Below are 22,959 nucleotides of genomic sequence, written 5' to 3' on the forward strand. Positions count from 1 at the left end.
ATATGGGCCGGTAGGGTTGGGGCGGTCGCCGCTCCACCAGGGCGACCGTGTCCCGCCTGACCGGTGGGACACGAGGCCGGGGTCCGGGTTTCGGGGGACGAGCGTCGGGGCAGCAGCCCATGCTCCGTCGTTGATCTGACACCATTCCCCGGGGGCACCGTTCGGCGGATGGACGGGGCTCGTTTGGAGAGACTTGCGACCAGGGGACGGATGGGACCGCGCAGTGCGGGGCTACGAACGCCAGGAGCGAGAGCCGGCGGCTGACGTCGATCACCTCTCTCGGTTCGAGGCCGAGATGGAGCGGCTGAAGACCGAGCGGGAAAAGGCGATCCAGCACGCCGAGGACCTCGGCTACCAGGTCGAGGTGCTGCGCGCCAAGCTGCACGAGGCGCGCCGCACCCTGATGACCCGTCCTGCCTACGACGGGACCGACATCGGCTATCAGGCCGAGCAGATGCTTCGTACTGCCCAGATGCAGGCGGACCAGCTGCGGGCCGACGCCGAGCGCGAGCTGAGCCAGGTCCGCGCGCAGACGCAGCACATCCTCCAGGAGCACGCCGAGCAGGTCGCGCGCCTCCAGGCGGAACTGCACGCGGAGGCCGTCACCCGTCGGCAGCAGCTCGACCAGGAGCTGGCCGAGCGCCGGCAGACCGTCGAGTCGCACGTCAACGAGAACGTGGCGTGGGCCGAGCAGCTGCGCGCCCGCTCCGAGTCCCAGGCGCGCCGTCTGGTCGAGGAGTCGCGCGCCGAGGCCGAACAGGCGCTCGCCGCGGCCCGCGCCGAGGCCGAGCGGGTCACCGCCGAGGCCCGGCAGCGGCTGCAGAGCGACGCGGAGGCCGCCCGCGCCGAGGCCGACCAGATCCTGCGCCGGGCCCGCACGGACGCCGAACGCCTGCTGAACGCCGCGTCCTCCCAGGCCCAGGAGGCCACCGATCACGCCGAGCAGCTGCGCTCCTCCTCGGCCACCGAGTCGGACACCGCCCGCCGGCAGTCCGCCGAACTGAGCCGTGCCGCCGAGCAGCGGATGGCCGAGGCCGAGACGGCGTTGCGCGAGGCGCGTGCCGAGGCGGACAAGGTGGTCGCCGAGGCGAAGGAGGCCGCGGCCAAGGCCCTGGCGGGCGCCGAGTCGACCAACGAGCAGCGCACCCGCACGGCCAAGGAGCAGGTCGCCCGGCTCGTCAGCGAGGCCACCAAGGAGGCCGAGCGCACCAAGGCCGAGGCCGAGCAGGTCGTCGCCGACGCCAGGACGGAGGCCGAGAAGGTCCTCGCGGAGGCCTCGGAGAAGGCCCGCAGCATCACGGCCGAGGAGACCGCCTCCCAGCTCGCCAAGACGGCCCGCACCGCCGAGGACGTCCTGACCAAGGCGGCCGACGACGCCAAGGCGACCACCAAGGCCGCGGGCGAGGAGGCCGAGCGGATCCGCCGCGAGGCCGAGACCGAGGCGGACCGGCTGCGCGCCGAGGCGCACGACATCGCCGAGCAGCTCAAGGGCGCGGCGAAGGACGACACCAAGGAGTACCGCGCCAAGACGGTCGAGCTGCAGGAGGAGGCGCGCAGGCTGCGCGGTGAGGCCGAGCAGCTGCGTGCCGAGGCGGTGGCCGAGGGCGAGGGGATCCGGGCCGAGGCCCGTCGCGAGGCCGTCCAGCAGATCGAGGAGGCGGCCAAGACCGCCGAGGAGCTGCTCGCCAAGGCGAAGGCCGACGCGGACGAGATGCGCGCGACCGCGACCACCGACAGCGAGAGGGTGCGCACCGAGGCCATCGAACGCGCCTCGACGCTGCGCCGCCAGGCCGAGGAGACCCTCGAGCGCACCCGCAGCGAGGCCGAGACGCAGCGCGCCGAGGCCGTCGAGCTGTCGGACGCGATCAAGGAGGAGGCCGAGCGGGCCGCCCGTGAGCTGCGCGAGGAGACCGAGCGTGCGGTCGAGGCGCGCCGGGCGGAGGCGGCCGCGGAGCTGACCCGTCTGCAGACCGAGGCCGAGCAGCGGTTCACCTCCGCCGAGGAGGCCCTCACCGACGCCCGCGGGGAGGCCGAGCGGATCCGCCGCGAGGCAGTCGAGGAGGGCGAGCGGCTGCGCTCCGAGGCAGCCGAGCGCATCCGTACGCTCCAGGCGCAGGCCGAGACCGAGGCGGACCGGCTGCGCACGGAGGCCGCCGCCGACGCGTCCGCCTCCCGTGCCGAGGGCGAGGCCGTCGCCGTGCGTCTGCGCACGGACGCCGCGACCGAGGCCGAGCGGCTCAAGACGGAGGCACAGGACACCGCCGACCGGGTGCGCGCCGAGGCGCAGGCCGCGGCCGAGCGGCTGGGCGCCGAGGCCACGGAGACGCTCGCCGCCGCGCAGGAGGAGGCGACCCGGCGCCGCCGCGAGGCCGAGGAACTGCTCGGTTCGGCGCGCCAGGATGCCGACCAGGAGCGCGAGCGGGCCCGCGAGCAGAGCGAGGAACTGCTCGCCGTGGCGCGCGCCCGGGTCGAGGAGGCCCAGACCGAGGCCGTACGGCTGGTCGAGGAGGCCGACCGGCGGGCCACCGAGATGGTCTCGGCCGCAGAGCAGCACGCCCAGCAGGTGCGGGACTCCGTGACCGGGCTGCACGAGCAGGCGCAGGAGGAGATCACCGGCCTGCGCTCGGCCGCCGAGCACGCGGCGGAGCGCACGCGCACCGAGGCGCAGGAGGAGGCCGATCGGGTCCGCGCCGACGCCTACGCCGAGCGCGAGCGGGCCGGCGCCGACGCGGCACGCCTGCGGCAGGAGGCCTCCGACGAGACGGAGGCCGCCAAGTCCCTCGCGGAGCGGACGGTCTCGGAGGCGATCACCGACGCCGACCGGATCCGTTCGGACGCCTCCGAGCACGCCCAGCGTGTGCGGGCGGAGGTGTCGGACGCGATCGCCACCGCCGACCAGGACGCGGCGCGCACCCGTGCGGAGGCGCGCGAGGACGCGAACCGGATGCGGTCGGACGCCGCCGCCCAGGTGGACACCCTCATCACCGAGGCGACGGCGGAGGCCGAGCGGCTCACCGCGGAGACCGCCGCCGAGGCGGAGCGGCTGCGTGCCGAGGCCGCCGCCGAGGCGGAGCGGCTGCGTGCCGAGGCCGCCGAGACGGTCGGCTCCGCGCGAGCGCACGCCGAGCGCATCCGCTCCGATTCGGAGCGGGTCAGGGCCGAGGCGGCCGCCGAGGCCGAGCGGATCACCTCGGCCGCCCGCGAGGAGGCCGAGCGGACCCTGGACGAGGCCCGCAAGGACGCCAACAAGCGGCGCTCCGAGGCGGCCGAGCAGGTCGACACGCTCATCACGGAGACCACCTCCGAGGCCGACAAGCTGCTCACGGAGGCCCAGCAGACCGCGCGCAGGACGACCGCGGACGCCGAGTCGCAGGCCGACACCATGGTGGGCGTCGCCCGCCAGGAGGCCGAGCGCCTCGTCTCCGAGGCCACGGTCGAGGGCAACTCGCTGGTGGAGCGGTCGCGGTCCGACGCGGACGAGCTGCTGATCGGCGCGCGCCGGGACGCGACCGCGATCCGGGAGCGGGCCGAGGAGCTGCGCGACCGCATCACGAGCGAGATCGAGGAGCTGCACGAGCGGGCGCGGCGCGAGTCGGCCGAGGCGATGAAGTCGACGGGCGAGCGGTGCGACGCGCTGATCAAGGCGGCCGAGGAGCAGCTGGAGAAGGCCAAGGGACAGGCGAAGGAGATCGTCTCGGAGGCCAGCTCCGAGGCGGGCAAGGTCCGTATCGCCGCGGTCAAGAAGGCCGAGGGGCTGCTGAAGGAGGCCGAGCAGAAGAAGGCCAGCCTGGTCGCCGAGGCGGAGAGGATCAAGGCCGAGGCGATCCACGAGGCCCGTACGGCCGTCGAGGAGGGCAAGCGGGAGCTGGAGATCCTGGTGCGCCGCCGGGAGGACATCAATGCGGAGATCTCCCGTGTCCAGGACGTCCTGGAGGCGTTGGAGTCCTTCGAGGCCCCGTCGGGCGGCGGCAAGGACGGAGGCGTCAAGGCGGGAGCCACCGTGGGTGCGCCCCGTTCGGGTGGCAAGGCGTCAGAAGGCTAGTCAGGAGGGCGGATTCTGTGCTCGCCGTGACGTTTCACACAGCTTCTGGCAAGGCTTCGGACAGCCAGCCACCCAAAAGGAGGGTCATTCTCCAGATCAAACACGCATCCGCTCGATGACACGCCGCTTTGGCCCCTAGGATTCCCCTATCACCTCACCGGTCTCATTCGACAGGAACCCCATGAGCGACACTTCCCCCTACGGCTTCGAGCTTGTGCGGCGTGGGTACGACCGCGCTCAGGTGGACGAACGGATCTCCAAGCTCGTCTCCGACCGTGACAGTGCTCTCGGCCGTATCACCGCCCTGGAGAAGCGCATCGAGGAGCTCCACCTCGAGACGCAGAACGCCCAGGCCGCCGTCACCGACGCGGAGCCGTCGTACGCGGGTCTGGGCGCGCGCGTCGAGAAGATCCTCCGCCTCGCCGAGGAAGAGGCCAAGGACCTGCGCGAGGAGGCCCGTCGCGCCGCCGAGCAGCACCGCGAGCTGGCCGAGTCGGCCGCTCAGCAGGTGCGCAACGACGCGGAGTCGTTCGCCGCGGAGCGCAAGTCCAAGGCCGAGGACGAAGGCGTCCGGATCGTCGAGAAGGCCAAGAGCGACGCCTCGCAGCTGCGTTCCGACGCCCAGAAGGACGCGCAGTCCAAGCGCGAGGAGGCGGACGCCCTCTTCGAGGAGACCCGCGCCAAGGCCGCCCAGGCCGCCGCCGACTTCGAGACGAACCTCGCCAAGCGGCGCGAGCAGTCCGAGCGCGACCTGGCCTCCCGTCAGGCCAAGGCCGAGAAGCGCCTCGCCGAGATCGAGCACCGTGCCGAGCAGCTCCGCCTGGAGGCCGAGAAGCTGCGCACGGACGCCGAGCGCCGTGCCCGCCAGACGGTGGAGACGGCCCAGCGTCAGGCCGAGGACATCGTGGCCGACGCCAACGCCAAGGCCGACCGCATCCGCTCGGAATCCGAGCGCGAGCTGGCGGCGCTGACGAACCGTCGCGACTCCATCAACGCCCAGCTCACGAACGTCCGCGAGATGCTCGCGACGCTCACGGGCGCCGCTGTCGCCGCCGCGGGCTCGCCGGCCGAGGACGAGCCGATCTCCCGCGGAGTCCCCGCGCAGCAGTCCCGGTAACACGGGGCGTACGGCATCCGAACATCCGAGAAGCCCTCCGCCACTGCAGTGGCGGGGGGCTTCTCGGCGTTCTAGCGTGTCCGCATGATCGAGCTCGAGGGGCTGACCAAGCGGTACGACGAGAAGCTGGCGGTCAACAACCTCACCTTCACCGTGAGACCGGGTGTCGTCACCGGTTTCCTCGGGCCGAACGGAGCCGGCAAGTCCACCACGATGCGCATGGTGCTCGGGCTCGACCACCCCACCTCCGGTGACGTCCGTATCGACGGCAAGCGCTACGACCAGATCGAGGACCCGCTCAGATACATCGGCGCGCTTCTCGACGCCAAGGCCGTGCACGGCGGCCGCAGCGCCTTCAACCATCTGCTGTGCCTGGCGCAGAGCAACGGCATTCCCGCAGACCGTGTCCACGAGGTCCTGGACACGGTCGGTCTGACCGGTGTCGCACGGAAGAAGGCCAAGGGGTTCTCGCTCGGCATGGGCCAGCGCCTCGGCATCGCCGCGGCCCTGCTCGGCGACCCGCGGATCCTGATGTTCGACGAACCGGTCAACGGGCTCGACCCGGAGGGCATCCACTGGATCCGCACCCTGATGAAGTCCCTCGCGGCGCAGGGCAGGACCGTGTTCGTCTCCAGCCACCTCATGAGCGAGATGGCGCTCACCGCGGACCATCTTGTGGTCATCGGCCAGGGCCGGCTGCTCGCGGACACCTCCATGGCCGACTTCATCGCGAAGAACTCCAGGTCGTACGTCCGTGTCCGCTCCCCGCAGCGCGAACGGCTGCTCGACGTGCTGCACGAGGCGGGCATCACCGTCGTCGAGACCGGCGGCGGAGCACTGGAGGTGGACGGCGGCAAGGCCGAACCGATCGGCGAGCTGGCTGCCCGCCACCAGATCGTGCTGCACGAGCTCAGCCTGCAACAGGCCTCCTTGGAGGAGGCGTTCATGCGGCTGACGGCACAGTCGGTGGAGTACCACGCGCACTCCGAAGCCCCCGGCGGCACCTGGGCGCAGCCCGTTCCGCGCGGGGAATGGGGCGCGGACTGGAAGAAGGGAGCCTGAGCCATGGCGATGGCCCATGTCATCAGGTCCGAGTGGACCAAGATCCGGTCGGTGGCGTCCACGGTGTGGACGCTGTCCGCCGCGCTGGTCGTCACCGTGGCCCTCGGCATGCTGATCTCGGCCCTGACCAGGCGGGAGTTCGACAGCATGAGCCCGCGGGACCGGCTCACCCTCGACCCCACCTTCATCAGCTTCGCCGGAATGAGCCTCGGCCAGCTCGCGATGATCGTGTTCGGGGTGCTTGTCGTGTCGAACAAGTACAGCACCGGCATGATCCGCACCTCGCTCGCCGCGGTCCCCCGCCGCGCCACCTTCCTGTTCGGGAAGATCACGGTTGCGACCGCGCTCGCCCTCGTCGTCGGCATGGCCACCAGCTTCCTGGCCTTCTTCCTCGGACAGGCGGTCCTCGGACCGCACGGCGCACGGCTCGGCGACCCCGGCGTCCTGCGCGCGGTCGTCGGCGGCGGGCTCTACATGACGCTGATCGCGATGTTCTCGATGGGCATCGCCGCGATGCTGCGCTCGCCGATGCTCTCCCTCGGCGTCCTGATGCCGTTCTTCTTCCTGATCTCCAACATCCTGGGCAACGTCTCGGCCACGAAGAAGATCGGCCGTTTCCTGCCCGACCAGGCCGGCAGCAGGATCCTCCAGGTCGTGCCCGGGACCGGCGACGACACACCCTACGGTCCCTGGGGCGGCCTGGGGATCATGGTCCTCTGGGTGGCAGCCGCCCTGATCGGGGGATACGCCCTGCTCAAGAAGCGCGACGCCTGAGCGCCCCTGACCAGGCAGGACCCGCAGGGAGTCCGGTCAGGGCCCGTTGACGCCGGTGACCTGCGGGCTTTTACATTCTCTTGAGTGGAACCGTCGGCGCCCGGATATCCTCCTAAGCCTTACGGGGGCAGTCTGGGCGCCCCGACGTCCTGAACCTTTCGATGGGTGCGGAGCATGATCGAGGCAGTCGGCCTGACGAAGCGCTATGGCGACAAGACGGCCGTGTACAACCTTTCCTTCCAGGTGCGACCGGGTACCGTCACCGGCTTCCTCGGGCCCAACGGCTCCGGGAAGTCGACGACCATGCGGATGATCCTCGGCCTGGACAACCCCACCTCGGGGCAGGTGACGATCGGCGGCTTCCCGTACCGCAAGCTGCCCAACGCCCCCCGCCAGGTCGGTGCCCTGCTCGACGCCAAGGCCGTGCACGGCGGCCGGGCGGCCCGCAATCACCTGCTCTGCCTGGCCCAGCTGTCCGGGATCCCGGCCCGCCGGGTCGACGAGGTGCTCGGCGTCGTCGGCCTGCAGGACGTGGCCGGGAGGCGTTCCAAGGGCTTCTCGCTCGGCATGGGCCAGCGGCTCGGCATCGCCGCCGCGCTGCTCGGCGACCCCCAGGTGCTGCTCTTCGACGAGCCGGTCAACGGTCTCGACCCCGAGGGCATCCTCTGGGTGCGCAATCTGATGAAGTCGCTCGCGGCGGAGGGCCGCACCGTCTTCGTCTCCTCCCACCTCATGAGCGAAATGGCACTCACCGCCGATCACTTGATCGTGATCGGGCGCGGTCAGCTGCTCGCGGACATGAGCGTCCGGGACTTCATCTCCGCCAACTCCGCGGACTTCGCGCGTGTCCGCACCCCCGACACCGAGCCCCAGCAGCGGGAGAAGCTGTCCTCGGCGCTCACCGAGGCAGGCGGCCATGTGCTGCCCGAGCAGGACGGCGGCCTGCGCGTGACCGGGCTGCCGCTGCCCCGCATCAGCGACATCGCGCACGGGTCCGACGTACGGCTGTGGGAGCTGTCTCCGCACCAGGCCTCGCTGGAGGAGGCGTACATGCGGATGACGCAGGGCGCGGTGGACTACCGCTCCACCATCGACCAGCGCGCGGGGCTGATGCAGCCGCTGCCGCCGGGCTACCAGCCGCCGATACCGGTGCCGGGTCAGGGCCAGCCGGGCTGGTACGCCCCGCCACCGCCCCAGCCGGGCGGGCAGCCCTTCGTCATGCCGGGACAGCCCGGGCAGGTCCCCGCGGGCCCGTACGGCGCTCCTGCGGCCCCCGCCGCCCCGGGCGCGGGGGGCCCGAACCCGTACGCACGGCCGGCCCCCGAGGACCGGGCACCGGCCGCACCCGCCGCTCCCGCCGCCGACCTGACCAAGCCCGAGGACGCCCGATGAGCACGCCCCAGCCCCCGCTGCCGCAGGCCCCGCCCACCTGGCCGGCCACGCCCGATTCCGGGACCCCCGGTTACACCTCGCCGATCCCGGTGGTGCGCACCCATCTCGGACACGCCATCGCCTCGGAGTGGACGAAGATCAGGTCGGTGCGCTCCACGATGTGGACGCTCGGGGTGTTCGTCCTGCTGGTGATCGGCATCGGCCTGGGCGCCGGCGCGCTGGTCGCGAGCTCCTCCTCGGACCTCGGGGGCGAGAGCCCGCTCTCCCTCGGCTTCTTCGGGCTGCTCCTCGGCAGCATGTGCGTGATAACGCTCGGCGTGCTGACCACCGCGTCGGAGTACGGCACCGGCATGATCCGCACCACCATGACCGCGTGCCCCAGCCGTGGGCGGGTGCTGGCGGCGAAGGCGATCGTCTTCTTCCTCGTCGCCTTCGTGGTCACCCTGGTCGCGGCCTCCGTCGTCGCCCTCGCCCAGACGTCCATGCTGGAGAACCACGGGGCCCGGGTCCCCACCGGCGGCGAATGGTTCAAGGGAACGATCGGCGTCTCCCTCTTCATCGCCCTGCTCGGGCTGCTCTCGCTGGTCATCGGGTCGATCGTCCGGCACTCCGCGGGCGCCATCACGATCATGATCGGGCTGCTGCTCGCCCCGCTGGTCATCGCGCTCTTCATGTTCGCGGAGTCGCTCTCGAAGGTGCGCACGGGGCTGCTGGAGTACTCGATCCCCAACCAGCTCAGCGTCTTCTACTCCAACTCGCTGACGTCTTCGGGCCCGACGGGCTGGGACCCGCTGTGGATCGCGCTCGGCGTGACGGCCGTCGCCTTCGCAGGCGCCTTCGTGCTGCTGGAGAAGCGGGACGTGTAGCCCGGACTCAGTGTCTGGGCGCGTTACGGGACCGCTGCACCCGCGAGGTGCGGCGGTCCTTCGCGTTCCAGCAGGCCTTGTGCCAGTGCCGGCGGTCGTCCACGCCCGCGTGCTGGGGCCAGGCCACCACGTGTGGGACGCCCGAGGGGATCATCTGGTCGCAGCCCGGGCAGCGGTAGGTCTTGCCCTCGGCACCGGCGCCCGCCACATGGCGCACGCTCCAGTCCTCGCCCTGCCAGCTCTCGGTGGACTGCCAGCCTCCGTAGCGGGACCTGTCGTCGTCGTCCCCGTTCCCGCCGGACGAGCCGGGTCCCTTCGGTCGGTTGCGACGCGGCGACACAGGACACCTCACAGGGCTGTACGGGGGCTCGGGCACTGTCCAGCCTACGCGGCGCGAGCAGGGGTACGCGTTCGTCGCCGTCTTCGACGGAACCCGCCCAACAGCACATTCTGCAGACAATCCGCAAATCCTGCCGTCCAGCCGTGACTTGGGCACATGTCAGGCAGTTATGCCGGGTGGGGGAGCTCCGCGTCGGAGCCAGGAAAGCAGGAAGTGCGATGCGCGTAGGAAGTTTTGTACTGGCCGCCCAGTTTCCGGGACAGGGCCAGGGGGAGGCGCTGCACCGCGCGGTGCGGTCGGCCGAAGTCGCCGAGGAAGCGGGCCTGGACACGGTGTGGCTGGCCGAGCACCACTTCGTGCCCTACGGGACCTGCCCGTCGGCGATCACACTCGCGGCCCACCTCCTGGGCCGCACCAGCCGGATCAGGGTCGGCACGGCGGTGAGCGTCCTGCCCACCGCCCACCCGGTGGCGCTCGGCGAGCAGGCGGCGCTGCTTCACGTGGTCTCGGGCGGACGGCTCTCGCTCGGGGTCGGGCGCGGCGGGCCCTGGGTGGACCTGGAGGTCTTCGGCTCGGGCCTCGGGGCCTATGAGACCGGATTCCCGGAATCACTCGATCTGCTGGTGCGCTGGCTGCGTGAACCGTCCGTCGCCGCCACGGGTGAACGATTCAGCTTCCGCGAGGTCCCCGTGGTCCCGCGTCCGTCGGAGTCGCTCAGCGAGGCCCAGGGCCCCGAGGTCGTGGTCGCCTGCACCTCTCCCTCGAGCGTACGGCTGGCCGCCGAGCGGGGACTGCCGATGCTTCTCGGTATGCACGTCGGGGACGAGGAGAAGTCGGAAATGGTCGCACTGTGGCGGCAGTTCGCGCGCACGGCCGGGGTCGACGGCGATGTGATCGCCGGAGCGGGCCATGTCTCGGCCGGCGTCTGCCAGATCGCCGACCGGCGCACCGACGCGGTGGAGACGCTGACGAAGGCGATGCCGGGTTGGCTGAAACGGGGGCTCGACGCCCATGTGACGGTGGACGGCCGGGCCCGCTCGATGCGGGACCCGCTGGCCTACACCGAACTGCTCAGCGCGCTGCATCCGGTGGGCACCCCGCGGTTGTGCGTCGATCGGCTGACGGCGACCGCGGAGCGAACCGGCATCGCGCGCTTCGCCCTGCTCGTCGAGGGCTCGGGCGACCTCGCGGCGACGGAGGAGAACGTGCGCAGGCTGGGTGCCGAGGTACTCCCCCGGCTCCGGTGAACCGCCGGACCGGGCCCGTCATCCGGCCTGGCGGGAGAGCTTGCCGCTCCGGTACAGATGCACCTCCCGTGTACGGAGCGGCAAGCGTGGCGGCCTCGCGCGCGTCAGCAGTCGCGAAGTTCCGGCGACTGGTTGAGCAGCTGATTGCGGACCGAGGTGAAGCGCGCCAGTGTGTCGTCCACCGAGGAGTCCAGCGGGAACACCGCCACCCGGTGGCAGTTCTGGAAGGCCAGGCGCACTCCGAAGTGCCGCTGCAGGGCGCCGCGTATCGCGTCACTCGCGAGCGCACGCAGCAGCTGTCCACGTGCCTGCTCGTCCGGCGGGGGCGTCTGGTTGTCGGCGAACTCTCCGCCGTCCACCTTCAGCTGGGCCACCAGGGAGCTGATCATCTCCCACGCATAGGGCAGGGAGGTCCGGACGCAGTCGACGAAATCGGCTTCGTCGACCTCGCCTCGCTCGGCCTGTTCGAGTAGGGCCGGTGAGACGTCGAGCGACATGGGTACTCCTCTCGCACCCCAAGACAACAGGGGTTGACGGACAGGGAAGGGAGGCCCGTGGTGCCGAACACGCTGAGTACACACCGCGCGACCTCCCGTTTACTACGGTAAGCAACGGACCGTGACGGCACCAGGAGAATGCACATACCGCGAACTCCCACCAGGCACACAACAAGCCACTGACGAACAGGGGCATCCCGGAAGAAAGGGAGGGCCCCCCGGGGCAGCGCCCAGGAGCCCCCGAAGCCCGTGTGAGAGGCCCATGAACCGGGCACGGAGGCATGGCTGTGCCACCCCGACGCAACGCACGGGAAACGGCCGAGAGATCACGGGGAACGGACGGGCGGCGCGAACGGTGCCGGCGGCTCACGAGGGCGAATCGCGCCGGGGCCACGGCGTCGAGTAGCGTTGCCGACCATGCGTCTCGTCATTGCCCGGTGTTCCGTCGACTACGCGGGCCGTCTCACCGCTCACCTTCCGTCCGCACCCCGTCTGATCCTCGTGAAGGCGGACGGCAGCGTCTCCATCCACGCGGACGACCGGGCCTACAAGCCCCTCAACTGGATGTCGCCGCCCTGCACCCTGAAGGAGGGCGAGGGCGACGAGGCGGGTGTCTGGACCGTCGTCAACAAGGCGGGCGAGAAACTGATCATCACGATGGAGGAGGTCCTCCACGACTCCTCGCACGAACTGGGCGTGGATCCGGGCCTGATCAAGGACGGCGTGGAAGCGCACCTGCAGGAGCTGCTCGCCGACCGCATCGAGACACTCGGCGACGGCTACACGCTCATCCGGCGCGAGTACATGACGGCGATCGGGCCGGTGGACATCCTGTGCCGGGACGCCCAGGGCGGGACCGTCGCCGTGGAGATCAAGCGGCGGGGCGAGATCGACGGTGTGGAACAGCTCACCCGCTACCTGGAACTGCTGAACCGGGACCCCCATCTCGCCCCGGTCCGCGGCATCTTCGCGGCCCAGGAGATCAAGCCGCAGGCCCGTGTGCTCGCCACGGACCGCGGCATCGGCTGCGTGGTCCTGGACTACGACGCGCTGCGGGGCATCGAGGACGACAAGCTGCGGCTGTTCTGAGGGCGGTACGACGACGGCGAAGGCCGGGCCCGCGGTGCGGACCCGGCCTCTGTCGTACGGACGGTGGCCTCAGATCACCGTGCCCGTGCCCGACGGCGCACCCGGGTCGGTGCCCTCCGGGACGCTCGCGGAGCTGGTTACGGTGGCGGGGGCGCTGGAGGAGGCGGGACCGCTGGCCGAGGACGTGGTGCTCGGCGGGTCCGACGGCTCGCCCGTGGGCCCGGTGGGGTCCGACCCGCTAGGCGTCGACGACGGACTGTTCGGCGGCTCCGGCGAGGTGGGCGGCTTCGACGTGGTCGATACCGAGGGCTTCGGAGACGACGGCTTCGTCGACTTCGTAGGCTTCGACCCCTTCGTCCCCGTGGGTTCGTCGACCGGGAGCCCGCTCGTGCTGGTCGGCGTCGGGTCGTCGGACGTGCCGTACGTTCCGTCCGGGCCGGGATCCGTCGGTGTCGGCGGTTTGGCGGTGCCGGAGGCGTCTCCGTCATCACCCTTGTCCACCTTGGCCGCTCCGAGGCCGTCGTCGTCCGCGCCCTGGCTGGCCGAGGGACCCACACGGACGTTGTCGGAGGGGGCGTTCGGGTCGTTGTTGGATGTCATGCCGAGCGTCACGACCGTACCGAGCAGGGCAGCCAGCGCCGCGCCGGCGCCCGCGGCCACGAGGTTGCGCCGGGTGCCCTTCACCACGCCCCGCAGGCCCTTGGGCGCGGTTGCGCCCGCGGTGCCGCCCCCGGGCTCGTTCGCGGCCCGGTGTGTGACGAGCGTGGCCGTGTCCCCGGCCGGGGCGGGCAGCATGAAGCCGGCCGGTACGCCGCCGGGCGGCGACGCCGACTCCTCGTGCCGTGCGTCCGACACCTCCTCGCCCGCCGCGGTCCGCCCGCCGGCCGGCGTCGTCCCGGAACGGTCGGTCACCAGCGCGAGGGCACGCCGTCCGGCGACCGCGCCCCGCTTGTCGGAGAGGGCGCCGCGCAGCCCGATGGATGCCTCCAGCTCGGCGCGGGCCCGGTCCAGCTGTCCGCCGCAGAGCGCGAGTATGCCCAACTCATGGTGGAAGTACGCCTGTTCGCCGACCTCGCCGGAGAGCTGGGACGCCTCGGCCCCGGCCCGCAGCGCCCGCTCCCAGGCGCCCCACTGCAGCCCTGCGGCGAACGCGGGGGCCGCCTGCCGGGCCAGCTCGACGGCGGGGGCCTCCTCGTCGCCCTCCGGCGGCGTGGTGTTCGGTACCAGGGCGGTCAGTGCGGCCAGCACGGCGTCGGCCTCCGCCGAGACCCTCTCCGGCGTGACGGAGGGGTGTCCCGCCCACCAGGCGTAGTGCCGGCCGGCCTTGAGCGCGTACTCCTCGGCGCCGGTGGTGTACCCGGCGGCCTCCAGCTGGGTGAGCACCCCGGCCGCGAGCCGGTAGTGGGAGCCGACCGGGGAGACCAGCGCGCAGCCCACGAGTTCGGCGAGCGCCGCGTCCGCGTGGGTGTCGTCGACGAGGGCCGGCAGATGCGTCTGGTGGGGCACCTCGCCGCCGAGTGCGACCGCGAACTTCAGGGTCTCGCGCGCCGACGCGCTCAGCCGCGAGGCGAGCAGCGGGGCGGCCGCGGCGGCCTCGGCGAGCGAGGGCAGCGGGACGTCGTTGCCGTCCCCGGCGTCGAAGGGCGCGTCCACCGGGACGTCCTCGAAGACACCGAACTCGTCCACGGCGCTCTCGTCGGCCTGCTGCCGCTCACGCTGCCGCAGCAGGGCCCCCGCCTGCACGAAGCGCAGCGGCAGCCCTTCGGACTCGAACCACAGATCGCCCGCCCAGTTGGACTCCTCCTCGCTGAGCTCGCGGCCGACCGCCTGCTCGAGCAGTTCCACACCGCCCGCACGGTCGAGACCGCCGAGGAAGACCTCCTCCACATGCGAGTCGGTCGAGGGTGCCGGCACGTCGGGCGTGGCGGACAGCAGGAACGCGCACTCGGGCGTCGCGTCGAGCAGTTCGTCCAGCGCGCTGCCGCCGATCTCCAGGTCGTCCAGGACGACGACGGCGCCGATCTCGTGGACGTACTGGAGCAGTTCCTGGAGTCCCGGGCGGTACAGGGGTGCCCGGTAGACGGCGGCGAACAGTTCGTACAGGAGGTCGCTCGCGGTGCGGCGGTTGCCGGACAGGCGCACCACGCCGTCGGGCGCGAGGTCCGAGCAGTCCTCGGCGACGACGTCCAGCAGGGCGCTGCGCCCGGAGCCGGCGGGTCCGGTGAGACGGACCGAGCGTCCACGGGCGAGGAGCCTCACCAGTCGCTCGCGTTCGTCCTGGCGCTCCAGCAGCGCCGGCGGCCGCTGGACGGACCCCGCGGGTACCGGCGGCCGGGCGGCGGCGGCGCGCGTGGCCCGTTCAGCCGTGGTGTACTTCACCGGCCGCCCGGACCCCGGGGTTCCCTCCGGCGGCCGGACTTCTATCTCGCTGCCGTCGACAGGGTTGACGGTCAGCAGCAGATCGCCGGACACCAGCTCGACGGTTCGCACGAGCGCGGGTACCGGCTGTCCGAAGTCCGGCGTCATGGGATCCCGCGGCGGGCGCTGACGCGGCGTGTCTCCGGCGCCGTCGTGGCCGTACTCCTCGGGTCCCGTGTTGTTCGGGTCCATAGGTCCTAGCCCCCCAAAAGCGTCGTGTGCCTGAGCCCCCCCGGCCTCGCTGCACACTGCGCTGTCGCTTCTGGTCCGGTGCCCGCTCTGGGGTGTCGGGCGGCGGGCAGCCGAACCCTAAACCTTCGCACAGTATCTCTGACAAGCCGGGGTACCGCGCCGTCCGAGACATCACAGTCTCGTGAGGATTGCGCGCGACGTGCGTTTCGTCAGCGTTCACTCCCGTGACGCGCCGCACTCCTCGCTCACACCCGGGGGAGGGACTCCACCCCGATGCCGCCCTCGATGGCCAGGATCCGGTGCAGCCGGGTGGCCACCAGCAGACGCTGCATCTGGGCCGGCACGCCGCGCAGCACCAGCCGCCGTCCGCACCGTCCGGCCCTCCGATGGACTCCCATGATCACCCCGAGTCCGGTGGCGTCCCAGGAGTCCAGCTCGGACAGGTCGAGGATCAGGTCGCCGACTCCGTCGTCGACGGCCGCATGCAGGACCGTACGGGCGTCCGCCGCGCTGTGGACGTCGAGGCGGCCCCCGACGACCACCCCGGCGTGGTCGCCCCTGATGTGCATATGCGCTCCCCGAGAGTGCGTCGTTCCTACTCCGCGTTGTGGTTGTGCAACTTCTGACTGCCCCAAGGACGATCTGGTTGCCGTCTGTAAGCGAACCGATACCGAATTCACCCCACGGGGTGAGGCCCCAGAGGTGCGTGCGGATTCAGTACGTGTAGAACCCCTGCCCGCTCTTGCGGCCGAAGTCACCGGCGTCAACCATCCGGCGCATCAGCTCCGGCGGAGCGAACTTCTCGTCCTGGGACTCGGTGTAGATGTTGCTGGTGGCGTGCAGCAGGATGTCGACGCCCGTGAGGTCGGCGGTGGCCAGCGGACCCATGGCGTGGCCGAACCCCAGCTTGCAGGCGAGGTCGATGTCCTCGGCGGTGGCCACGCCCGACTCGTAGAGCTTGGTCGCCTCGACGACGAGCGCCGAGATGAGACGGGTCGTCACGAACCCGGCCACGTCGCGGTTGACGACGATGCAGGTCTTGCCCACGGACTCGGCGAACTCCCGGGCGGTGGCGAGGGTCGAGTCGCTCGTCTTGTACCCCCGGACCAGCTCGACGAGCTGCATCATCGGCACCGGCGAGAAGAAGTGCACACCGACGACCCGCTCCGGGTGCTCGGTGGCCGCCGCGATCTTGGTGATCGGGATGGCGGAGGTGTTGGAGGCGAGCACGGCGTCCTCACGGACGAGCTTGTCCAGAGTCCGGAAGATCTCGTGCTTGACCTCGAGCTTCTCGAAGACCGCTTCGATGACGACGTCCGCGTCGGCCGCGGCGTCGAGGTCGGTGGTCGGGGTGATGCGGGCGAGCGCCGCGTCGGCGTCGTGCGCCTCCAGCCTGCCCTTGCTCACGAACTTGTCGTACGAGGCCTTGATGGCGTCCGTGCCACGCGTCAGCGCCTCCTGGGTGACATCACGCAGGACGACGTCCCAACCGGCCTGAGCCGATACCTGGGCGATACCGGAACCCATGAGTCCGGCTCCGATGACGGCAAGCTTCCGTGCCACTGTGCGACTCCCCTGACGCGCTACGTATGCCTCTCGGCCGGACCCTAGCGCTCGTGGGGGGCTGTGTGAGCAGTTAGTAATGCGCGTCACGTCTCACATGACGGACATCACACCGGCACGGGTCATTCCTGGGCCCGGACGGCGTAGTTGGGCACCTTGTCGCTCAACAGCTCCTCGATGCGGTCGAGAAGCACCATGGCCTCGCGGGACACTTCGTCCGGATTGCGGCAGGCCGTCGTCTCCCGGTCGACGACGGCCGTCACCGTCCGGTGCACCCGGTTGATGCGGCCTGCTGCTCACCGGCCTGGCGCGCCGGCGTCGGGGAGCAGCTCCTGGCAGGCGCCGGTACCGGTTCCGCAGCTCCAACTCGTCTTCTTCGATGCCGCGTTCGCCGGATTCTCGATCGTCTTCGAGAAGAGCCCGGGCATCGCTCGCGAGGATGGTGATCGGCATCGTCCTCGTGGCGCCGCCGGCCGTCCCGCTCGCCCCCCTGTCGTACGCACTGCCATGGAGGAGGGCACCCCGCAGGGGTACGCACCCGTCGTCAACGCGACGACGATGCCGCTCGTGCCGCCTTCCGGGCCGCTTCTGCCGACGTTCCTGGGCCCCCGGCCGGGCGGGCCGTCCCACCCGATGCCGTTCCGCTGTCCGGTGGACGCGGTCCGGGACGCGTACCCCGGCTACCGCACGACGGCGGTCAAACCGTGCGGGGCGCCGGTCGCCACCGGCCTCGCGACACCCGCCGTGACGGTGGGCACACCGGTGTTCCGGACCGCCGGAGCGTAACTACGCTGGTCACATGGTCAATCTGACGCGCATCTACACGCGGACCGGCGACAGCGGGACGACGCACCTCGGCGACATGAGCCGGGTGCCTAAGACCGACCTGCGGATCGCCGCGTACGCGGACGCCAACGAGGCGAACGCGGTCATCGGCACCGCGATCGCGCTGGGGGGACTCGACGAGGTGGTCGTCAAGGTCCTCACCCGCGTACAGAACGATCTGTTCGACGTGGGTGCGGACCTTTCGACGCCCGTGGTCGAGAACCCCGAGTTCCCGCCACTGCGGGTCGAGCAGTTCTATGTCGACCGACTGGAGGCGGACTGCGACCGGTTCCTCGAGCAGTTGGAGAAACTGCGCTCGTTCATCCTGCCCGGCGGCACGCCGGGAGCCGCCCTGCTGCACCAGGCCTGCACGGTCGTACGGCGGGCCGAGCGCTCCACCTGGGCCGCTCTGGAGGTCCACGGCGAGGTGATGAACCCGCTGACCGCGACCTATCTCAACCGGCTCTCCGATCTGCTGTTCATCCTCGCCCGGTACGCGAACAAGGAGACCGGCGACGTGCTGTGGGTGCCGGGCGGGGAGCGCTGAACGACGCTCCCCGGCCCGTCAGCGGTCGCTGTCGTCCTGCGCGGCGTCCTGGTCGGCCCGCTCGAGCGCGGACTCGGCGGCGGACACCGCCTTCTGCGCGTCGGCGAGACCGGAGGGTTCCGCCGAGGGGGCCGCGGACGAGGACGGCGTGGCCGCCGCGCCATGGTTCCCGGCGCAGCCCGCGGTGAGCCCCACCAGGAGGACCACCGCGGGCACCGCCCGGCACAGCGCCCGGCGCGCCCGCATCAGCTCGCCGCCTTGCCGTTGTTGTGGGCGGCGCACCAGCTCTTGACGCCCTCCAGGTCCTTCTGACGCTGCTGAAGCGTCGGCACCAGGGACTTGCGGAAGGTGAGCCGGTCCTGGAGGAGCGTGGCGATCTCGTCGTGGTCCGCCTGCTTCGCGTTGTCCAGACGCCGCTGGAGCCGTGCGACGGATCCGCGCACGCCCACTCCGCCGTCGAGCCGCTTCAGCGCCCGCTCGAGACGCCGGTCGATCTTCGGCACCCGCTTGCACAACGCGTGCGCTCCGTCACCCGTGGGCCCGGGCGCGGGTGAGCTGTCGGCCGCGGCCGCCCCGGTTCCGGTCGCCAGCAGCGCCGCCGCGGCCAGTCCCGCGAGCAGGGTGCGGCGCCCTCGTCGTGCGTCCATCTCCGCCTCCGTTCCGGACGGCCCGTCGTCCGTCCTCCGCCGCGGAGGCTAGGAACCGACTTTGTGGGAACTCTGTGACCGGTTTGCCCCGGCTGCTCCGATCAGCCAGTCCCGCCGGTCGGGCAGCTCGCCGCCGACCCGGGGCAGCCGCACCTCGAAGCGCGCCCCGACACCGTCCGGACCGTCCCCGACCGTGACGCTCCCCCGGTGCAGCGCCGCCTGCTGGGCGACCAGGGTCAGGCCGAGACCCGACCCGGCGCTCTCCGGCCCGCGCAGGAACCGCTCGAAGATCCGCTCGCGCGCCTCGGGCGGCACGCCGGGACCGCGGTCGTCCACCGTGATCACGACCTCGGTGCCGCTGCCCCGCACGCCGACCGCCACCGATGCGTCGCCCCGCGCGTCCCGTCCGTGCGCCAGCGCGTTGGCGAGCAGGTTGTCCAGCAGCAGCCGCAGTCCGGGCTCCCAGCCGTGCACCGTCAGCCCGGGTTCGGCCCGCAGCGTGATCCGGGCGTGCGGATCACGCCGCCCGGCCTCGGCGACCGCCGCGTCCGCGCTCTCCGCGACGTCCACCGTGCGGAACGCCTCCGCCTCCACCAGATCGCCGCGCCCCAGATCCCGCAGCATCACCAGCAGGCCCAGGAGGCGGGCGTGCTCGTTGCACAGATCGCCGAGGACCTCCGTGCGGTCCGGTTCCGGCAGGTCCGGGTGGCCCGTGAGGATGTCGAGGTTGGTGCCCATGCTCATCAGCGGCGTGCGCAGTTCGTGCGAGGCCGCGGCGGAGAAGGAGCGCGCCGTCTCCAGGGCCTCACCGGTGCGGGCGGCCTGTTCGTCGTAGCGGGCCAGGACCGTCCCGAGGGTGTCCGCGAGGTCGTCCACCTCTGTCACCCCGGTGTGCTCGTGATGGAGCCGGGTGGTGCTCGTACGGGGGTCGAGGCCCGCGGTGCGGCGGCCGAGCCGGCGCAGCGGACCGGTGGCTCCGGTGGCGACGCCCCAGGCGAGCAGGCCGGACAGGGGGGCGGCGAGCAGGGCCGTCATGGCCACACGTCGTCGTACGAGCCGGAGCTGGGTCCGGTCGGCGGTGTCGGCCTGGAACACCCAGAGGGTGCCGTGGGTGCGGGCGATCTCGACCGGCACGGACAGCGCCCGCCAGCTGTGCCCGGCCTGGCGCACGGTCACCGGTGCGGCGGCCCGCGCCGGCAGCGCCGCCGAGGCGGCGGGCTGCGGTCCGCCGGTGAAGGTCGCGCTGGGTCCGACGACGCGTATGCCGACGTCGAGTGCCGCGCTGTAGAGCCGCCGTTCCCTGGTGTCGGCCGCCTGCGAACGGCCCGCCGCCGTGGCACGCAGCAGGGCGCGGGCGTCCGGGAGCACGGCCGCGGCCCGCTCGCGCAGCCGGCGGTCCTCCTCCCGGTGCAGATCCTGGGCGACCAGGCGGAGCAGCAGCCAGCCGGAGGCGAGCACGAGCAGCGGGACGGTGAGTCCGACGGCGATTCCGATGCGTGTGGACAGCCTCATGCCGACTCCCCCGCAGGCCCTGCCGGCGTGCGCCGGGCGCCCCGGTCCGTCATGGTTCCTCCCGCAGCACGAAGCCCACCCCGCGTACCGTGTGCACGAGCCGCCTGCCGCCGTGCCCCTCGAGCTTGCGCCGCAGATAGCTGACGAAGGTGTCGACCGCGTCGGTGCGCACATCGAAGTCGTATCCCCACACCCGGTCCAGGAGCTGGTCGCGGGTGAGGACAAGACCGGCGTTGCGGGCGAGGACTTCGAGGAGTTCGAACTCCCTCCGGGTCAGCTCCAGCGGCCGGCCGCCCCGGTGCGCGGTACGGGCCGCCGGGTCGATCACGAGGTCCGCCACCCGGAGCGTGTCGTGATCCACCGGCGGCCTGCGGCGCAGCAGTGCGTGCAGCCGCAGTACGAGCTCCTGCAGGGCGAACGGTTTGACGAGGTAGTCGTCGCCGCCCGCCTGGAGGCCGGCGATACGGTCGGCGGTCTCGTCGAGCGCGGAGAGCATGAGGACGGGCAGGTCCTGGCCGTCGCCGCGGAGCCGGATGCACACCTCGATGCCGCTCATACCGGGCATCGACACATCGAGGACGAGCACGTCCGGGGGTGTGTCCCGGATCGCCGCGAGCGCCTCGGGACCGCTGCCCGCGGTGCGGACCCGGAAGCCGCCGAGTCGAAGTCCGCGCTCCAGCGAACGGCGGATGGCCGCGTCGTCGTCCACGACGAGCACGGCTCCGGGGCGTATGCCCTCACTCATCCGCCCCTCCCGGATCCGCTTGCAGTCCGGTCAGCGTACGGCCCTGCTCCGAGCGGGCGGCAGCCGGGCGCGGGCGGGGAAACCGGGGTTCCCGCCCGCCAACTGCCGGATGGTCCAGACCTATTGACCGATGGTCCAGACCTTTCTATTCTCGCGGCACTTGGGCGTGAAGGCTCAGTCATGCCCCTGACACCCCCTGGCGCACAACGACCGAAGGAGGCGCGGAATGCGCTTCAGACACAGAGCCGCGGCAGGGCTCGCCACCCTGCTGCTCCCGCTCGCCGGCCTGGTGGGACTCGCCGGTCCCGCCCACGCCGCCACATCGGCCACCGCCACCTACGCCAAGACCCAGGACTGGGGCAGCGGCTTCGAAGGCAAGTGGACCGTGAAGAACACCGGTACCACCAGCATCAGTTCCTGGACGATCACCTGGGACTTCCCCTCCGGCACGTCCGTCACCTCGGCGTGGGACGCGGACGTGACGAACTCCGGCACCCACTGGACCGCCAAGAACAAGTCCTACAACGGCACCCTCGCCCCCGGCGCCTCCGTCTCCTTCGGCTTCAACGGCGCCGGTTCCGGGGCACCGAGCAACTGTTCCCTCAACGGCGCGGGTTGTGACGGCGGTACCACAGTTCCCGGCGACAACCCGCCCTCCGCACCCGGCACACCGACCGCCTCCGCCATCACGGACACCTCGGTGAAGCTGTCCTGGAGCGCGGCGACCGACGACAAGGGCGTCAAGAACTACGACGTGCTGCGTGGCGGCACCAAGGTCGCCACCGTGACGACGACGTCGTACACGGACACCGGTCTGAGCGCCGGCACCGACTACTCGTACACGATCCAGGCCCGCGACACCGCCGACCAGACCGGCCCGGTCAGCGGCGCGGTCGCGGTGCACACCACGGGCGGCACCACGACCCCGCCGACCACCGGGGACAAGGTCAAGCTCGGCTACTTCACCGAGTGGGGCATCTACGGCCGCAACTACAACGTGAAGAACTTGGTGACGTCCGGCTCGGCCGCGAAGATCACGCACATCAACTACGCCTTCGGCAACGTGACCGGCGGCAAGTGCGCGATCGGCGACTCCTACGCCGACTACGACAAGGCGTTCACCGCCGACCAGTCCGTCAGCGGCGTCGCCGACACGTGGGACCAGCCCCTGCGCGGCAACTTCAACCAGCTGCGCCAGCTGAAGGCCAAGTACCCGAACATCAAGGTGCTGTGGTCGTTCGGCGGATGGACCTGGTCCGGCGGCTTCGGCGAGGCGGCGAAGAACCCGGCCGCCTTCGCCCAGTCCTGCTACGACCTGGTGAAGGACCCCCGCTGGGCCGATGTCTTCGACGGCATCGACCTCGACTGGGAGTATCCGAACGCCTGCGGTCTGTCCTGCGACACCAGCGGGCCCGCTGCCCTGAAGAACGTGATGGCCGCGATGCGCGCCAAGTTCGGCTCCTCCGCCCTGGTCACCGCGGCCGTCACGGCCGACGGCTCCTCCGGCGGCAAGATCGACGCGGCCGACTACGCGGGCGCCGCGAGCTACGTCAACTGGTACAACGTGATGACGTACGACTTCTTCGGCGCCTTCGACGCACAGGGCCCCACCGCCCCGCACTCGCCGCTGACCTCGTACAGCGGTATCCCGCGGGCCGGCTACACCACGGCCGACGCGATCGCCAAGTACAAGGCGGCGGGCGTCCCCGCCGGCAAACTGCTGATCGGCATCGGCTTCTACGGCCGCGGCTGGACCGGCGTCACCCAGGACGCCCCCGGCGGCACGGCCACCGGCGCGGCGCCCGGCACCTACGAGCCGGGCATCGAGGACTACAAGGTGCTCAAGACGTCCTGCCCGGTCACCGGCACCATCGCGGGCACGGCGTACGCGCACTGCGGCAGCAACTGGTGGTCGTACGACACCCCGGCCACCATCGGCACCAAGATGGCGTGGGCCAAGACCCAGGGTCTGGGCGGCGCGTTCTTCTGGGAGTTCAGTGGTGACACCAGCAACGGTGAACTGGTGAGCGCCATCAACAGCAGTCTGTCGTAGAACGGTTTCCCCACCAGGGCCGCGGTCGCTC

The 22,959-nt window shown here is 71.6% G+C and carries 22 protein-coding genes; 11 read left to right on the forward strand and 11 right to left on the reverse strand.

Translation table 11 applies throughout. The annotated features are described in order from the left end of the window. The first annotated feature begins 223 nt into the window (after positions 1-223). The 6 genes from scy (at position 224) to RCR19_RS12140 (ending at position 9,253) form a co-directional block, all read left to right on the forward strand. Complete coding sequence (gene scy / locus RCR19_RS12115; protein ID WP_331265148.1) at positions 224-4,042, forward strand: polarized growth protein Scy; 3,819 nt, start codon at positions 224-226, stop codon at positions 4,040-4,042. Positions 4,043-4,223: 181 nt separating this feature from the next. Further along, positions 4,224-5,159, forward strand: coding sequence for a cellulose-binding protein (locus tag RCR19_RS12120; protein ID WP_331265149.1), 936 nt, complete (start codon positions 4,224-4,226; stop codon positions 5,157-5,159). Between the two features lie 84 nt (positions 5,160-5,243). Next, on the forward strand, positions 5,244-6,221 hold the full coding sequence (locus tag RCR19_RS12125) for an ABC transporter ATP-binding protein (protein WP_331265150.1): 978 nt from the start codon (positions 5,244-5,246) through the stop codon (positions 6,219-6,221). A gap of 3 nt (positions 6,222-6,224) precedes the next feature. After that, positions 6,225-6,995, forward strand: coding sequence for an ABC transporter permease (locus RCR19_RS12130; RefSeq protein WP_331265151.1), 771 nt, complete (start codon positions 6,225-6,227; stop codon positions 6,993-6,995). 174 nt (positions 6,996-7,169) lie between these two features. Beyond that, positions 7,170-8,387 (forward strand): ABC transporter ATP-binding protein, encoded by a 1,218-nt coding sequence (locus RCR19_RS12135; RefSeq protein ID WP_331265152.1) that lies wholly within the window; start codon positions 7,170-7,172, stop codon positions 8,385-8,387. Next, positions 8,384-9,253: an ABC transporter permease subunit gene (locus RCR19_RS12140; protein ID WP_331265153.1), complete on the forward strand. Its 870-nt coding sequence runs from the start codon at positions 8,384-8,386 to the stop codon at positions 9,251-9,253. The genes RCR19_RS12135 and RCR19_RS12140 overlap by 4 nt, the downstream gene beginning before the upstream one ends. 7 nt (positions 9,254-9,260) lie before the next feature. Here RCR19_RS12140 and RCR19_RS12145 read toward each other — a convergent pair whose 3' ends face one another. Beyond that, entirely contained in the window at positions 9,261-9,593 is a 333-nt protein-coding gene (locus RCR19_RS12145) for a hypothetical protein (protein WP_059130029.1), read from the reverse strand. Positions 9,594-9,811: 218 nt separating this feature from the next. On the opposite strand from RCR19_RS12145, the gene RCR19_RS12150 reads away from it, so the two are divergent. Next, on the forward strand, positions 9,812-10,840 hold the full coding sequence (locus tag RCR19_RS12150; RefSeq protein WP_331265154.1) for an LLM class flavin-dependent oxidoreductase: 1,029 nt from the start codon (positions 9,812-9,814) through the stop codon (positions 10,838-10,840). A 104-nt stretch (positions 10,841-10,944) separates the two neighbouring features. On the opposite strand, the gene RCR19_RS12155 is transcribed toward RCR19_RS12150, so the two are convergent. Continuing rightward, a complete protein-coding gene (locus RCR19_RS12155) occupies positions 10,945-11,337 on the reverse strand; it encodes an SCO5389 family protein (protein ID WP_059130027.1) in 393 nt (130 codons plus the stop codon). Positions 11,338-11,754: 417 nt separating this feature from the next. Here RCR19_RS12155 and nucS point away from each other — a divergent pair, with 417 nt between their 5' ends. Further along, a complete protein-coding gene (gene nucS / locus RCR19_RS12160) occupies positions 11,755-12,426 on the forward strand; it encodes an endonuclease NucS (RefSeq protein ID WP_331265155.1) in 672 nt (223 codons plus the stop codon). 69 nt (positions 12,427-12,495) lie between these two features. Here nucS and RCR19_RS12165 read toward each other — a convergent pair whose 3' ends face one another. From RCR19_RS12165 to RCR19_RS12185, 5 genes are all read right to left on the reverse strand, one after another. Beyond that, the gene (locus RCR19_RS12165) at positions 12,496-15,036 is read right to left on the reverse strand and encodes an ATP-binding protein (protein WP_331265156.1); all 2,541 of its coding nucleotides are present in this window, start codon (positions 15,034-15,036) and stop codon (positions 12,496-12,498) included. A gap of 245 nt (positions 15,037-15,281) precedes the next feature. Then, positions 15,282-15,605: an STAS domain-containing protein gene (locus RCR19_RS12170; protein WP_059130024.1), complete on the reverse strand. Its 324-nt coding sequence runs from the start codon at positions 15,603-15,605 to the stop codon at positions 15,282-15,284. A 145-nt stretch (positions 15,606-15,750) separates the two neighbouring features. Continuing rightward, positions 15,751-16,599 carry a 3-hydroxyacyl-CoA dehydrogenase family protein gene (locus RCR19_RS12175; RefSeq protein ID WP_331265157.1) on the reverse strand — a complete coding sequence of 283 codons (849 nt, stop codon included), beginning with the start codon at positions 16,597-16,599 and terminating at the stop codon, positions 15,751-15,753. A gap of 122 nt (positions 16,600-16,721) precedes the next feature. Continuing rightward, positions 16,722-16,862, reverse strand: a complete 141-nt coding sequence (locus RCR19_RS12180) for a hypothetical protein (protein ID WP_331265158.1) — start codon at positions 16,860-16,862, stop codon at positions 16,722-16,724. Between the two features lie 33 nt (positions 16,863-16,895). Continuing rightward, on the reverse strand, positions 16,896-17,027 hold the full coding sequence (locus RCR19_RS12185) for a hypothetical protein (RefSeq protein ID WP_331265159.1): 132 nt from the start codon (positions 17,025-17,027) through the stop codon (positions 16,896-16,898). Between the two features lie 79 nt (positions 17,028-17,106). Here RCR19_RS12185 and RCR19_RS12190 point away from each other — a divergent pair, with 79 nt between their 5' ends. Beyond that, positions 17,107-17,385 carry a hypothetical protein gene (locus RCR19_RS12190; protein ID WP_331265160.1) on the forward strand — a complete coding sequence of 93 codons (279 nt, stop codon included), beginning with the start codon at positions 17,107-17,109 and terminating at the stop codon, positions 17,383-17,385. A 13-nt stretch (positions 17,386-17,398) separates the two neighbouring features. Continuing rightward, the gene (locus RCR19_RS12195; RefSeq protein ID WP_331265161.1) at positions 17,399-17,971 is read left to right on the forward strand and encodes a cob(I)yrinic acid a,c-diamide adenosyltransferase; all 573 of its coding nucleotides are present in this window, start codon (positions 17,399-17,401) and stop codon (positions 17,969-17,971) included. Between the two features lie 18 nt (positions 17,972-17,989). Here RCR19_RS12195 and RCR19_RS12200 read toward each other — a convergent pair whose 3' ends face one another. Genes RCR19_RS12200 through RCR19_RS12215 form a run of 4 tightly spaced genes read right to left on the reverse strand, consistent with a single transcriptional unit; the run spans position 17,990 to position 20,875 of the window. Further along, positions 17,990-18,217 carry a hypothetical protein gene (locus tag RCR19_RS12200; protein WP_331265162.1) on the reverse strand — a complete coding sequence of 76 codons (228 nt, stop codon included), beginning with the start codon at positions 18,215-18,217 and terminating at the stop codon, positions 17,990-17,992. Continuing rightward, complete coding sequence (locus tag RCR19_RS12205; protein ID WP_331265163.1) at positions 18,217-18,618, reverse strand: hypothetical protein; 402 nt, start codon at positions 18,616-18,618, stop codon at positions 18,217-18,219. The genes RCR19_RS12200 and RCR19_RS12205 overlap by 1 nt, the downstream gene beginning before the upstream one ends. A 48-nt stretch (positions 18,619-18,666) precedes the next feature. Continuing rightward, on the reverse strand, positions 18,667-20,130 hold the full coding sequence (locus tag RCR19_RS12210; protein WP_331265164.1) for a HAMP domain-containing sensor histidine kinase: 1,464 nt from the start codon (positions 20,128-20,130) through the stop codon (positions 18,667-18,669). Between the two features lie 49 nt (positions 20,131-20,179). Further along, positions 20,180-20,875: a response regulator transcription factor gene (locus RCR19_RS12215; RefSeq protein ID WP_331265165.1), complete on the reverse strand. Its 696-nt coding sequence runs from the start codon at positions 20,873-20,875 to the stop codon at positions 20,180-20,182. Between the two features lie 226 nt (positions 20,876-21,101). Between RCR19_RS12215 and RCR19_RS12220 the strand changes: the two genes are divergently transcribed. Continuing rightward, positions 21,102-22,928, forward strand: a complete 1,827-nt coding sequence (locus tag RCR19_RS12220; protein ID WP_331265166.1) for a glycoside hydrolase family 18 chitinase — start codon at positions 21,102-21,104, stop codon at positions 22,926-22,928. Positions 22,929-22,959: the final 31 nt, after the last annotated feature.

Source organism: Streptomyces sp. WAC07094 (assembly GCF_036320405.1).
In the GTDB taxonomy this organism is placed as follows: domain Bacteria; phylum Actinomycetota; class Actinomycetes; order Streptomycetales; family Streptomycetaceae; genus Streptomyces; species Streptomyces lannensis.